Genomic DNA, 12,386 nt, shown 5'->3' on the forward strand with positions numbered 1-12,386 from the left:
GTCTGTCCATCGCCTCCGTGATGAAAAACTCAACAACAGGCAAGCGCCGAAACGCTGCCTGGATAAGTGCCTCTCAGAACAAGTGACGGGACGCGCTGGAGCGTAGTTCCAACGATTTTTATTGCCGGACGCTGTGCGGTCGTTGGGGGCGTTTGGCTGGGTTTCGCTTAAAAAAAGGGCATTGGGATGAGCTCCAATGCCCTATTCAACACTGCACCCGTGGCGAGGGACCTCGCCAGTTCGCCTCAAGTCTCCATCGTCGCCGCCTGGTTGCCGCCCTGCTCGGCGATCTTCGAAAGTTTCTCATCGGTGGCCTTCTCTTCCTTGAGCGTGGCCAGCAACAAACCGACCACTTCGTCGCCCAGGTTCAAATGCTTGGCCATGGCGATCAGCGTGCCGTAGCTGGCGATTTCGTAGTGCTCGATCTTTTGTTGCGCAGCGATCAGCCCCGCATCAAGCACCGCGCCCTTCTCGATTTCCTCGAGCAGTTCCTTCGTCTCTTCCACCAGCCCTTCCATGGCAATGCATTTCATGCGCTTGAGCTTGATACCCGCCACTTCGACAAGGGTGTCAATGCGTTCGATCTGGCCTTGGGTTTCTTCAAGGTGATCGTTGAAGGCTTGCGCCAGCAAGGGGTTGGTGGTGGCCCGGGCCATGCGTGGCAAGGCACGAGTGATCTGCTTTTCGGCGCTGTAGACATCGGACAGTTCGTGAATGAACAGGTCCGTCACGGTTTTTCTGGCCATCTCGGCATCCTCCTTCGGGTTGAAGTGGTGAAGCGCCGCTTCACCTGTCATCAACACTGACCCGGAGCAAAATGCGGATGTTCAAGAAAATCCGTGAACGCCTGGACGGAGGGTTCCGGGTGCGTTTTAACCCAGCGCGGTGTCGAGGAACATCATCACCGCGAACCCCATCATCAGGCCCAGGGTCGCGGGGGTCTCGTGACCGTTGCGATGGGTTTCCGGAATGACTTCATGGGAGACCACGAAGATCATCGCCCCCGCCGCCAATCCGAGGCTGATGGGGTAAGCCACGGCCACGCCCGAGGACATGCCCAGGCCGATCACCGCGCCCAGCGGTTCCATCAGTCCCGAACCGACCGCGATAAGCGCGGCCCGCAGAGTGCTGATCCCGGTCACACGCAGCGCCATGGCAATGGCCAGGCCTTCGGGGATGTCCTGGATCGCGATGGCGGTGGTCAGGGGCAGGCCGACCTTGAGGTCGCCATTGGCAAAGCTGACGCCGATGGCCATGCCCTCCGGCAGGTTGTGCAAGGTAATCGCGAGGACGAACAACCACACCCGGTTGATGCGCTTGGCTTCAGGACCGCGGCGCCCACTCAGCTCATGTTCGTGGGGCACGAAGCGGTCGAGCCCGACCATCAGCGCGACGCCCAGCCCCAGGCCGATAACGACCACCAGGGCGGCGAGCAACTGGTTGCCGCAGATGATCTGTGCAGCCTCGATCCCCGGCAGGATAAGCGAAAACGAGCTGGCCGCGAGCATCATCCCGGCAGCGAAACCGAGCATGATGTCCTGGGTCCGCGATGAAATATCGCGCAGCACCACCGCCATCATCGCCCCCAACGCGGTAGCGGCAAAACCGGACACCCCTCCCAACGCCGCATAGCTCAGGTGCTGACGATCGGCCCCCACCAAGGCGTTGTAACCGCTGTACAACAGCAGTACGGCGACCAGCGCCAAACCCAGCCAGAAGCTCACGCCCAGCAGCAGGTTGTTTTGCACAGGATCGAGCCAGGTACGCCAGGGTGATCGGATCCGGGAGGTGGGCTGGTCCATCAAAGGTCCTTGTTGATTTGGCCGTGCGATGCCCGACCGTCAAGCGCAATGGCATAACGATCAGGCGATATTTTCAGGCGGGGGGGCTAAGCCCCCTCGCCGGCTTCTTACAGTTTGTCACCTTGCATCCCCGAACCCAAGTCGGCGCCCGTGGTGGGATTGCTTTCAGGGTTGGACATCGTCCGCGCCTTCATGTCCATCAATAGCGCTTCGTCCTTTTCACTCAACTGCACGCTGGCCAGGCCATCGCCGCCGTCGACCGCTGGCGTTGGGTTTTCAACGTACTCCCAATCGTCACCCTGGTTCCATGGGCCGCGCACGGTAGGTTCACCCTGGGACATGTTGAAGTACACGTTGGTGAACTCCGGCATGCCTGGCAGTTTACCTTGCGGGAAGTTGGGCTGGATGGAGTGCAGGGCTTTTTCGAACGACAGTTGGTGGGCGATTTCACGGGTCATCAAGAAGCCCAGGGCTTCTTTCACACCAGGATCGTCAGTGACGTTCATTAGCCGCTCATAAACGATTTTTGCCCGGGCCTCGGCGGCGATGTTCGAACGCATGTCCGCCGTCGGTTCGCCGATTGTATCGATGTAGGCGGCGGTCCATGGCACACCGGCTGAGTTGGTCAACGGCGAGCCGGCGCCATACAGCACACTGGTGATGTGCGAATCATTGCCGGCCCCATTGATTTCCCGGTATAGCTGGCCCTCCTGCTCGACGCCTTCAGCCATCTTGCCCTTGGCGCCCTTGTTCAGCATGACGATGATCGAACCGATCACCTCCAGATGGCTGAGCTCTTCGGTGGCAATGTCCATCAGCAGGTCCTTGCGGCCTGGATCATCTTCGGACAGGGCCTGGGTGAAATAGCGCGACGCCGCCGCCAACTCGCCCTGGGCACCGCCAAACTGTTCAAGCAACAGATTGGCCAGTCCTGGATTGGGCTCAGCGACACGCACGGTATATTGCAGTCGTTTGTTATGTACGAACATGGTAAAACTCCTCGTTCAGGACACAGTTCATGAGAACACTGCCGGCGGCAGGCCCATGAAAGTCAGAAGAAGTTAAACGAATAAAATTTGTTTTTTATTCAAGGCAGAAGACGAATGGTAGTTGCAAGCGACCCAAACTCGTCCAAGCCTTGATATATATGAATCATTCAACGAAGCCGGGCATGACATGACCGACGTTGAATAGAACTGATGGTGAGGCCGGAACAGACCCCATGCCAACGGCATGGGGTCTGCGGATACCACGGGACATTACGATTTACGACCGCCACCGTGGCTGTTTTCACCGCCTTTCTTGCCAGCTTCGGAAGCTTTTTCCCGGTCGTTGGCAAAGTTGCCACCCGACGCCTGGCCACCTTTGCGGCCCGCTTCAGAAGCCCTTTCAGGGTCATTGGCAAAGTTGCCACCCGAGGCTTGACCCCCTTTGCGGCCGGCTTCTGCGGCACGTTCCGGATCGTTGGCAAAATTGCCACCCGACATATGACCGCCCTTACGGCCGGCCTCGGCTGCGCGTTCCGGATCGTTAGCGAAGTTGCCGCCCGATGCCTGGCCGCCTTTCTTGCCGGCTTCCGATGCTTTCTCACGATCGTTAGCGAAATTGCCAGGGTTGTTATTACCTGTATTTGCCATTTCATTCACCTCGTTAGTTGCTATTTGCGAACCCCGTTGGCTCGTACTTATTAGGAAAACCTGAACCGCTCAAGGTTTGAATAAAGTTCTTCAAACGGCGACGAGCGGTCATTCTGTTGTTTATCTACCGCTGCGCTTGTCATGTATTGAAAATCGCTATCGAACAAGCGGCGATCAATTAGCACTATCAAATGCAGAGCCATGTGGGAGCGAGCCTGCTCGCGAATGCTATTTATCAGTCGATACTAAATTTTGACCTTTCTATTGCATTCGCGAGCAGGCTCGCTCCCACAAAGTTGTCACCTCAAGCATGTAAAAACAGTGCGTGTCTTTCCACGCTGTCCGCCAAAGGCCGAATGGCGCCGGCACCCCACTGCACCGGTCTCGTCACCCAGGCCGCGCGCCGTTCCAGGAAGCCAAAACTCGCGAGCTGCCGGTGTTGTCTTGCACCACCGCACTGACCGGCTTGCGGTGTCCGGGCACCCTGTCGCCGATGCCCGGATAAAGCGATGTTCAGGGTGAAATCGGATCGCTGGCCGGGAACGTTTCCTCCAGCGCTTCATCCAGTTGGTTATTGGTAATGTCCCGCTCGCCGACCTTGCCACTTTGTTCACAATGACAATCCGCCGCCGGACATGGCTCGCCATTCGGGTGTTGTTCTGCGCAGGCCTGGCTGCAATAGGCCTCGCCGTCGTGATTGAACACCCGCTCGGGATCTACCTCGCAATGGCAGCCGGGGCAGCCACACTGCAGTTCGCTCATGTTTGTCCTCCAAGGGTCCGCGGTTGTCAGGATCCCACCAGTAGCTGAACCTCAAGATTGGCCGCCGCGACGCCGTGCTTCGCTACATACACTTCATCGGTCCAGCCTTTGGTCAGGTTGCGATAAGTCTGTGTGCCCAAGGCCGTTCCGCTGTCCCATTCAATGACGTCGCCGATATCGACGTCATTGGCGGGCCCCAGCTCAAGCACCGTGTGGCCTTCCTCTTCCGCCACGTAGACTCCCACCCTGGCACTCTGTCGATTGATGGCTCTAACCTCACCGGTGGTCTGCTTCATACCTGTCCTCTTTGCGGTTGATGGCAGGTTTGGCGCGGCCGAACCGTGCCGGGCCGCGCCTCGCATTGCACCTCAGCGCTTGGCTTCGGTATGCGGATTGGCCGAACGCTCAAGGAACGCCTGGGTGATTTCCGGCAGATGATCGCGCAGCCATTCAGCCATGGCGATTTCCTGGGGCAGAATCTGCTCGCAGGCCTTTTGCGTTTCTACATCGCCGGCTACTTTCGCCGCTTCGATCAGCACCGTGTACGAAGCGATTTCCAGGTTCTCGAAGACGTAGCCACTCATGGCGCCCTTGACTACTTCGTCACTCATCGCCATGCCGCCCATGGCTTGACCGAACGCCATCAGCTTGCCGGCCATGTCCTTGAGCATCGACGGGCTACCGCCCAGGCGCTGGATGCATTGCTCCACCAGTTTCTGCTGCCCGAGGGTCTCTTCGATGTGCTGTTCGATCCGCGCCTTGAGCACCGGGTAATGTTCCAGGCGCTCGGCCTGGGCCTTGAGCATTTTCTCCGCTTGCTGTTCCATGGCGTGAGCGTCGTTGAGCCAATCCAGCAGGTTGTCTTTAGGGGTTGCCATTGCGTTCTCCTTATTCAGTATCCATAGCGCACCGTTGTGCGAAAAATCTGAAATACCGCACATAAGGTGGATGTTCCTCGCGCCGGGAAAGTTTGAAGAAAGACCCAGGGAGGGCGACGAAAGGCGCACAGCGAGCCCGATGCTAACCTCAAGATTCAAGCCCAGCGGAGAATGCAAATGTCCGACGATCTTCACCGTGACCCTATCGAACAGCTTCAGGCATACATGGCCGGACGCCGCTTCCTGGTGTTGACCGGCGCGGGCATCAGCACCCCCTCCGGCATTCCCGATTACCGCGACACCGACGGCGTGCGACGGGGCCGCCAGCCAATGATGTATCAAGAGTTTCTCGCCCGGCCCGAGGCACGGCGGCGCTACTGGGCGCGGGCGATGCTGGGCTGGCCGCGCATGCGTCAAGCCCGGCCGAACCAGGCCCACGAAGCTTTGGCGGCGTTGCAGGGACAAGAACGCATCAGTGGCCTGATTACCCAGAATGTCGACGCCCTGCACGACCAGGCCGGCAGCCAGCAGGTCATCGAGCTGCACGGCAACCTGCACCGGGTGCTGTGCCTGGATTGCAGCCAGCGGAGCGAGCGGCAGCGGATACAATTATTGATGGAGGCACAAAATCCTTACCTGGCAGGCGTCGATGCGGTGCAGGCACCCGACGGCGACACTTTGTTGGATCCGGCATTCGAAGCGCGCTTCCAGATTCCCCGCTGCCCTCATTGCGACGGCGAGCGCTTGAAACCCGATGTGGTTTTCTTTGGTGAAAACGTCGCCGCCGCCACCGCGACTCGCGCCACCGAGGCAGTCGGCCAAGCAGATGGATTGTTGGTGGTGGGTTCTTCGTTGATGGCGTATTCGGCGTTTCGCCTGTGCCGGGCAATCAAGGAACAAGGCAAGCCGCTGCTGGCGATCAATCGGGGCAAGACCCGCGCCGATGACCTCCTGGACCTCAAGGTCGAGGCGCCGTGTGAGCAACTGTTGCCCTTGCTGATCTGACGACGGCTGGCGATTTATCGCGCCGACAGCCGAACAGCCAAGTCCTGATCCTTGAACGTATCGAACAACGCCTGGGCCGCCGCCGACAGTTCATACCCCGGCTTGGTCAGCACGCCGATAGCCCGCTCGATCACCGGATCGCTGAGCGTGATGCAGCGCGCGCCCAGCTCGTGCATCTGGCCGACGCACAAGGCCGGCACGGCGCTCACGCCCAGGCCGCTGGCAACCATCCGCCCGACGGTCGCCAACTGATGGCTCTCGAACTCCACCGGCAGTTTCATGCCCCGGGCCTGAAGGTGCTCTTCGAGCATGACTCGCACGGTGGAGGGTCGTTGCAGGGTAATGAACGGATGCTCCAGCAACGCTTGCCAATCGATCTCGGCGAGCTGGGCCAAGGGCGAATCCAACGGCACCACCGCAACGAAACGATCGAGGTACAACGGCGTGAAGACCAGCGACGAACTCTGCAGCGGCTCGAACGCCACGCCCAGTTCCACGTGGCGATCACGAACCATTTCCAGCACCTGCTCGTTGATCACGTCGTTCACCGTGACGTTGACATTCGGGAACCGGGCGCGGAAGGTCTTCAGGATGGGCGGCAGCAGGTTGCCGGCAAAGGACGGCATCGCCGCCAATGTCACGCGACCGCGTTGCAAGGTGAAGCGCTGGCGCATCTCGTCTTCGGCGTTGTCCCAATCGGCGATCAGTCGACGGGCCAAGGGCAGCAGCGATTCGCCTTCCGGCGTCAACGCGACATTACGGGTATTGCGGCTGAACAAACGACCTCCGAGCCCTTCTTCCAGCGCCTTGATGGTCAAGCTCAGGGCCGACTGGGAAAGATGCAACCGCTCGCACGCCACGGCGAAGCTCAGGCTTTGGGCCACGGCGAGGAACGCGCGGATTTGCTTGAGGGTCATGGTGGCTGCGCTCCCAGCGGCAAGCGGTGAGTTTCAAGCTGCAAGTGAATGACAGCAATTATTGAGTTTTATCAATCAATCACACGCAAAAATCAACTTAACAAATATATGACTTGGCGCAACACTGCATTCCATTGCGACCCCACTCAAGAATAAAAGAGGTGTCTATGGCAGGTTTCGACAAACGCGTGAGCTCCTACGAGGAGGCGCTGGAAGGCTTGGAGGACGGCATGACCATCATCGCCGGCGGCTTCGGCCTGTGCGGCATCCCGGAGAACCTGATCGCCGAGATCAAGCGCAAGGGCACCCGAGACCTCACCGTGGTATCCAACAACTGCGGCGTCGACGGTTTCGGCCTCGGCGTGCTGCTCGTAGACCGGCAGATCCGCAAGGTCGTGGCCTCCTATGTGGGCGAAAACGCCTTGTTCGAGCAGCAATTGCTCAGCGGCGAAATCGAAGTCGTGCTCACTCCCCAAGGCACCCTCGCCGAAAAAATGCGCGCGGGCGGCGCGGGCATCCCGGCGTTTTTCACCGCCACCGGCGTCGGCACGCCCGTGGCCGAAGGCAAGGAAGTACGTGAATTCCATGGCCGCCAGTATCTGATGGAAGAATCCATCACCGGCGACTTCGCCATCGTCAAAGGCTGGAAAGCCGACCATTTCGGCAACGTGATCTATCGTCACACCGCCCAGAACTTCAATCCGCTGGCCGCCACGGCGGGCAAGATCACCGTGGTGGAAGTCGAGGAAATCGTCGAACCCGGCGAGCTGGACCCGGCGCAGATCCACACCCCTGGCATCTACGTCGACCGGGTCATTTGCGGCACGTTCGAAAAGCGCATCGAACAGCGCACCGTGCGCAAGTGATCCCCTGCCCCCGGCCCGAATGAAGGAATAACACCATGGCACTTTCCCGCGAACAAATGGCTCAACGCGTCGCCCGCGAAATGCAGGACGGCTACTACGTGAACCTCGGCATCGGCATTCCAACCCTGGTCGCCAACTACATCCCCGAAGGCATGGAAGTCATGCTGCAATCGGAAAACGGCTTGCTCGGCATGGGCGCGTTTCCCACCGATGCCGAAGTCGATGCCGACATGATCAACGCCGGCAAGCAGACCGTCACCGCGCGCATCGGCGCGTCGATCTTCTCTTCCGCCGAGTCCTTCGCGATGATCCGCGGCGGCCACATCGACCTGACCGTACTCGGCGCATTCGAGGTGGACGTCGAGGGCAATATCGCCTCGTGGATGATTCCCGGCAAGCTGGTCAAGGGCATGGGCGGCGCGATGGACCTGGTGGCCGGTGCCGAGAACATCATTGTCACCATGACCCACGCGTCCAAGGACGGTGAGTCGAAACTGCTGCCACGCTGCAGCCTGCCGCTGACCGGCGCCGGCTGCATCAAGCGCGTGCTGACTGACCTGGCCTACCTGGAAATCCAAGACGGCGCCTTCATCCTGAAAGAACGTGCGCCAGGCGTCAGCGTCGAGGAAATCGTCGCCAAGACCGCCGGCAAATTGATCGTGCCGGACCACGTGCCTGAAATGCAGTTCGCTGCCCAGTGAGGAGAGATTCGATGCAAGAAGTCGTGATTGTCGCCGCTACCCGTACCGCCATCGGCAGCTTCCAGGGTTCGCTGGCTGCCATTCCCGCGCCGGAACTTGGCGCCGCGGTGATCCGTCGCTTGCTGGAACAGACCGGTCTTTCCGGCGAGCAGGTCGATGAAGTGATCCTCGGCCAGGTATTGACTGCTGGTTCCGGACAGAACCCGGCGCGCCAGGCGTCGATCCTCGCCGGCCTGCCCCATGCCGTGCCAGCACTGACCCTGAACAAGGTCTGCGGCTCGGGTCTCAAGGCGCTGCACCTGGGCGCCCAGGCGATTCGCTGCGGCGATGCCGAAGTCATCATCGCCGGCGGCATGGAGAGCATGAGCCTGGCCCCGTACGTGTTGCCAGCGGCCCGCACCGGTTTGCGCATGGGGCACGCGAAGATGATCGACAGCATGATCACCGACGGCCTGTGGGACGCGTTCAACGATTACCACATGGGCATCACCGCCGAGAACCTGGTGGACAAATACGGCATCAGCCGCGAGGCGCAGGATGCTTTCGCCGCGGCGTCCCAACAGAAAGCCGTCGCCGCCATCAAAGGCGGGCGTTTCGCCGATGAGATCACGCCGATCCTGATTCCCCAGCGCAAGGGCGACCCGGTGGCGTTCGCCACTGACGAACAACCGCGCGCCGGTACCACCGCCGAAGCCCTGGGCAAACTCAAGCCGGCGTTCAAGAAGGACGGCAGCGTGACTGCGGGCAATGCCTCTTCGCTAAACGATGGTGCCGCCGCCGTGATCCTGATGAGCGCGGAAAAAGCCAAGGCATTGGGCTTGCCGGTGCTGGCGAAAATCAGCGCCTATGCCAACGCTGGCGTCGACCCGGCCATCATGGGCATCGGTCCGGTCTCGGCCACCCGCCGCTGCCTGGACAAGGCCGGCTGGTCGTTGGACCAACTGGACCTGATCGAAGCCAACGAAGCCTTCGCCGCCCAGTCGCTGGCGGTGGCCAAGGAACTGGAATGGGACATGGCCAAGGTCAACGTCAACGGCGGTGCCATCGCCCTGGGCCACCCGATTGGCGCTTCGGGCTGCCGGGTGCTGGTGACGCTGCTGCACGAGATGATCAAGCGCGACGCCAAGAAAGGCCTGGCGACACTGTGCATCGGCGGCGGCCAGGGCGTGGCCCTGGCGTTGGAACGGGGGTAATCGACAACAGGCACAACGGTGGCTGCGCGGACCCACGATATCCGCGTAACCACTGGTGGCAGACCGGCGCAACCTGGGTTGCGCCGGTTTTTTTTGCCTACACCGAACCCGTGGCGCAGAACTCGGCAACCCCTGCGATCGAATGTGAGAGCGAGCCTGCTCGTAATGGCGGTAGTTCAGGCGACGCTGAGACTTCAGGCGCCCGCGCCAAATCGGTCGCGGCTGTTGGTCAGGTGCAGCCACATGGCCGCACGGGCAGCGTCCGGGTCCTGGCGTCTGATCGCGTTGAAAATCGCTTCGTGCTCAAGGTTCGCCAACTGCGCCAGCTTGCCCAGGTCCGCCTGGCCGCGTTCGGCCACATTGACCCGCGTGCGCGGAATCATCGAACTGCCCAAGTGCTGCATGATTTCGACAAAGCAGCTGTTTTCCGTGGCTTCGGCAATCAGCAGATGGAAACGCCGGTCGGCTTCGGCGCAGCTGTCGTTGTTGCTGAGCAAACGCTGATAGTCATCCAGCGCCTGGCGCATCTGCTGCAGTTGCTGCTCGCTGCGACGCTGTGCGGCCAACGCGGCGGCCTGGGTTTCCAAGCCCAGGCGCAATTCCAGAATGCCCCGCACGCCGGCCGCGGTATCGACATTGAGGCGCAGTCCCTGCTCCCCGGTCTGCTCCAACACAAAGGTGCCGATGCCGTGCCGGGTTTCCACCAACCCCGAAGCCTGCAACTTGGAAATCGCCTCGCGCACCACGGTGCGACTCACGCCGTGCTCCCGCACGATGGCGCCTTCGGACGGCAGCTTCTCCCCAGGCTTCAACTGCCCAAGCAAGATGCTCTGGCTCAACTTTGTCACCAAGTCATGGGCCAGGTTGTGGGTGCGTTTGCGCAAGGGCGCTTCGACGTCGTGCTGCATGGTCACTGTTCCTTGAAACGACAGGCTGGTTGCGGAAGCAACCAGCACCACGAACTTGTATGACAAGTGCAACCGTGTCAATCCTCCGGCAGATTCGTCGCTTACGGGGGATTCATACCGACGTTTAATTCGTTAACAAATTTTCTTTTTAAATCAATAAGTAGAAATAATCCTCAAAATAAAACCCTGCCTAAACGCCAAAGCGCTCTTGTCACCAAAAAAAATTGGGTTGTATGATGTCTATCAACATCGTCGCCATACGACGTCCCGTATAAAAACAATGAGTGGGATAACAATGCATACCCAAGACACCCGCAAAGCCCCGATCATCACCAGCATGCAAGTCGTGCCGGTGGCTGGCCACGACGGCATGCTGCTGAACCTCAGCGGTGCCCATGGCCCGTTTTTCACTCGCAATATCGTGATTATCAAGGACAACGCCGGGCACACCGGCGTGGGCGAAGTGCCCGGTGGCGAGCGCATTCGCCAGACCCTCGAAGACGCCCGTTCACTGGTGGTCGGCAGCCCCATCGGCACCTACCAGAAAATCCTCAACAGCGTGCGCCAGGCTTTCGCCGACCGCGATGCCGGTGGCCGTGGCTTGCAGACGTTCGACCTGCGCATCACCATCCACGCGGTCACCGGCCTGGAAGCCGCATTGTTGGACCTGCTCGGCCAGCACCTGGACGTACCGGTCGCCGCCCTGCTCGGCGAAGGCCAGCAGCGCGACGAAGTGAAAATGCTCGGCTATCTGTTTTATGTCGGTGATCGCCAGCAGACCGACCTGGCCTACCGCAGCGAGCCGCAGGCTGAAAACGACTGGTTCCGCCTGCGCCACGAAAAGGCCCTGGACGCCGATGCGGTGGTGCGCCTGGCCGAAGCGGCCCAAGCGCATTACGGTTTCCAAGACTTCAAGCTCAAGGGCGGCGTGCTCAGGGGTGATGAAGAAATCGAAGCGGTCACGGCCCTGGCTGAGCGTTTTCCCGAAGCGCGTATCACCCTGGACCCGAACGGCGCCTGGTCATTGAAGGAAGCCATCCGCCTGTGCCGTGACCAGCATAAAGTGCTGGCGTACGCCGAAGACCCGTGCGGTGCCGAGAACGGTTACTCGGGCCGCGAGGTCATGGCCGAGTTCCGTCGCGCCACGGGCCTGAAGACCGCCACCAACATGATCGCCACCGATTGGCGTGAAATGGGTCACGCGATTACCTTGCAGTCAGTGGATATTCCACTGGCCGACCCGCATTTTTGGACGATGCAGGGTTCCGTCCGGGTGGCACAGATGTGCAATGAATGGGGCCTGACCTGGGGCTCGCACTCCAACAACCACTTCGATATTTCCTTGGCGATGTTCACCCACGTGGCCGCTGCGGCACCGGGCGATATCACTGCCATCGACACCCACTGGATCTGGCAGGACGGCCAGCGGCTGACCAAGGCGCCCCTGCAGATCAAGGGCGGTTGCGTGCAGGTGCCGAAGAAACCGGGGCTGGGGGTTGAGCTGGACATGGACCAGTTGGCGAAGGCCCATGAGCTCTACAAGGGCATGGGACTCGGGGCGCGGGATGATTCGGTGGCGATGCAGTATCTGATTCCGGGCTGGAGTTTCAACAACAAACAGCCGTGCCTGGTGCGCTGAAGCTCAGAACGCAATCTTTTGTGGCGAGGGGATTTATCCCCTCGCCACAGTCATTATCCACTCAGCAATCTTTGCTGT

At 60.4% G+C, this 12,386-nt stretch carries 14 protein-coding genes; 5 read left to right on the plus strand and 9 right to left on the minus strand.

Annotation, left to right across the window (positions count from 1 at the left end):
- Positions 1–245: 245 nt before the first annotated feature.
- The 7 genes from J3P82_RS15800 to J3P82_RS15830 all read right to left on the minus strand — a co-directional run bounded on the left by J3P82_RS15800 (position 246) and on the right by J3P82_RS15830 (position 5,079).
- A complete protein-coding gene (locus J3P82_RS15800; RefSeq protein ID WP_434557677.1) occupies positions 246–746 on the minus strand; it encodes a ferritin-like domain-containing protein in 501 nt (166 codons plus the stop codon).
- A gap of 126 nt (positions 747–872) precedes the next feature.
- A complete protein-coding gene (locus tag J3P82_RS15805; protein WP_434557678.1) occupies positions 873–1,802 on the minus strand; it encodes a ZIP family metal transporter in 930 nt (309 codons plus the stop codon).
- A gap of 107 nt (positions 1,803–1,909) precedes the next feature.
- Positions 1,910–2,791 carry a manganese catalase family protein gene (locus J3P82_RS15810; protein ID WP_434557679.1) on the minus strand — a complete coding sequence of 294 codons (882 nt, stop codon included), beginning with the start codon at positions 2,789–2,791 and terminating at the stop codon, positions 1,910–1,912.
- A 270-nt stretch (positions 2,792–3,061) separates the two neighbouring features.
- The gene (locus J3P82_RS15815; protein ID WP_039589227.1) at positions 3,062–3,439 is read right to left on the minus strand and encodes a general stress protein; all 378 of its coding nucleotides are present in this window, start codon (positions 3,437–3,439) and stop codon (positions 3,062–3,064) included.
- A gap of 513 nt (positions 3,440–3,952) precedes the next feature.
- Positions 3,953–4,201: a metallothionein gene (locus tag J3P82_RS15820; RefSeq protein WP_305500228.1), complete on the minus strand. Its 249-nt coding sequence runs from the start codon at positions 4,199–4,201 to the stop codon at positions 3,953–3,955.
- A 26-nt stretch (positions 4,202–4,227) separates the two neighbouring features.
- Positions 4,228–4,497: a hypothetical protein gene (locus J3P82_RS15825; RefSeq protein ID WP_434557680.1), complete on the minus strand. Its 270-nt coding sequence runs from the start codon at positions 4,495–4,497 to the stop codon at positions 4,228–4,230.
- 72 nt (positions 4,498–4,569) lie between these two features.
- A complete protein-coding gene (locus J3P82_RS15830; protein ID WP_434557681.1) occupies positions 4,570–5,079 on the minus strand; it encodes a ferritin-like domain-containing protein in 510 nt (169 codons plus the stop codon).
- 177 nt (positions 5,080–5,256) lie between these two features.
- On the opposite strand from J3P82_RS15830, the gene J3P82_RS15835 reads away from it, so the two are divergent.
- On the plus strand, positions 5,257–6,084 hold the full coding sequence (locus tag J3P82_RS15835; protein ID WP_434557682.1) for an NAD-dependent protein deacetylase: 828 nt from the start codon (positions 5,257–5,259) through the stop codon (positions 6,082–6,084).
- 14 nt (positions 6,085–6,098) lie between these two features.
- Here J3P82_RS15835 and J3P82_RS15840 read toward each other — a convergent pair whose 3' ends face one another.
- Positions 6,099–7,001 carry a LysR substrate-binding domain-containing protein gene (locus J3P82_RS15840; RefSeq protein WP_434557683.1) on the minus strand — a complete coding sequence of 301 codons (903 nt, stop codon included), beginning with the start codon at positions 6,999–7,001 and terminating at the stop codon, positions 6,099–6,101.
- Positions 7,002–7,168: 167 nt separating this feature from the next.
- Between J3P82_RS15840 and J3P82_RS15845 the strand changes: the two genes are divergently transcribed.
- From J3P82_RS15845 to J3P82_RS15855, 3 genes are read left to right on the plus strand one after another with little or no spacing between them, the layout of a single operon-like run.
- A complete protein-coding gene (locus J3P82_RS15845; RefSeq protein ID WP_434557684.1) occupies positions 7,169–7,867 on the plus strand; it encodes a CoA transferase subunit A in 699 nt (232 codons plus the stop codon).
- A 35-nt stretch (positions 7,868–7,902) separates the two neighbouring features.
- On the plus strand, positions 7,903–8,568 hold the full coding sequence (locus J3P82_RS15850; protein WP_434557685.1) for a CoA transferase subunit B: 666 nt from the start codon (positions 7,903–7,905) through the stop codon (positions 8,566–8,568).
- A gap of 11 nt (positions 8,569–8,579) precedes the next feature.
- Positions 8,580–9,761 carry an acetyl-CoA C-acetyltransferase gene (locus J3P82_RS15855; RefSeq protein ID WP_434557686.1) on the plus strand — a complete coding sequence of 394 codons (1,182 nt, stop codon included), beginning with the start codon at positions 8,580–8,582 and terminating at the stop codon, positions 9,759–9,761.
- Positions 9,762–9,955: 194 nt separating this feature from the next.
- Here the strand turns inward: J3P82_RS15855 and J3P82_RS15860 are convergent, their stop codons facing one another.
- Complete coding sequence (locus J3P82_RS15860) at positions 9,956–10,669, minus strand: FadR/GntR family transcriptional regulator (RefSeq protein ID WP_434557687.1); 714 nt, start codon at positions 10,667–10,669, stop codon at positions 9,956–9,958.
- 295 nt (positions 10,670–10,964) lie between these two features.
- Here J3P82_RS15860 and gudD point away from each other — a divergent pair, with 295 nt between their 5' ends.
- Positions 10,965–12,308: a glucarate dehydratase gene (gene gudD, locus J3P82_RS15865; protein ID WP_434557688.1), complete on the plus strand. Its 1,344-nt coding sequence runs from the start codon at positions 10,965–10,967 to the stop codon at positions 12,306–12,308.
- The last annotated feature ends 78 nt before the right edge of the window (positions 12,309–12,386 follow it).

The organism is Pseudomonas sp. Z4-20 (genome assembly GCF_051131955.1).
GTDB classification, from domain to species: Bacteria; Pseudomonadota; Gammaproteobacteria; order Pseudomonadales; family Pseudomonadaceae; genus Aquipseudomonas; species Aquipseudomonas marvdashtae.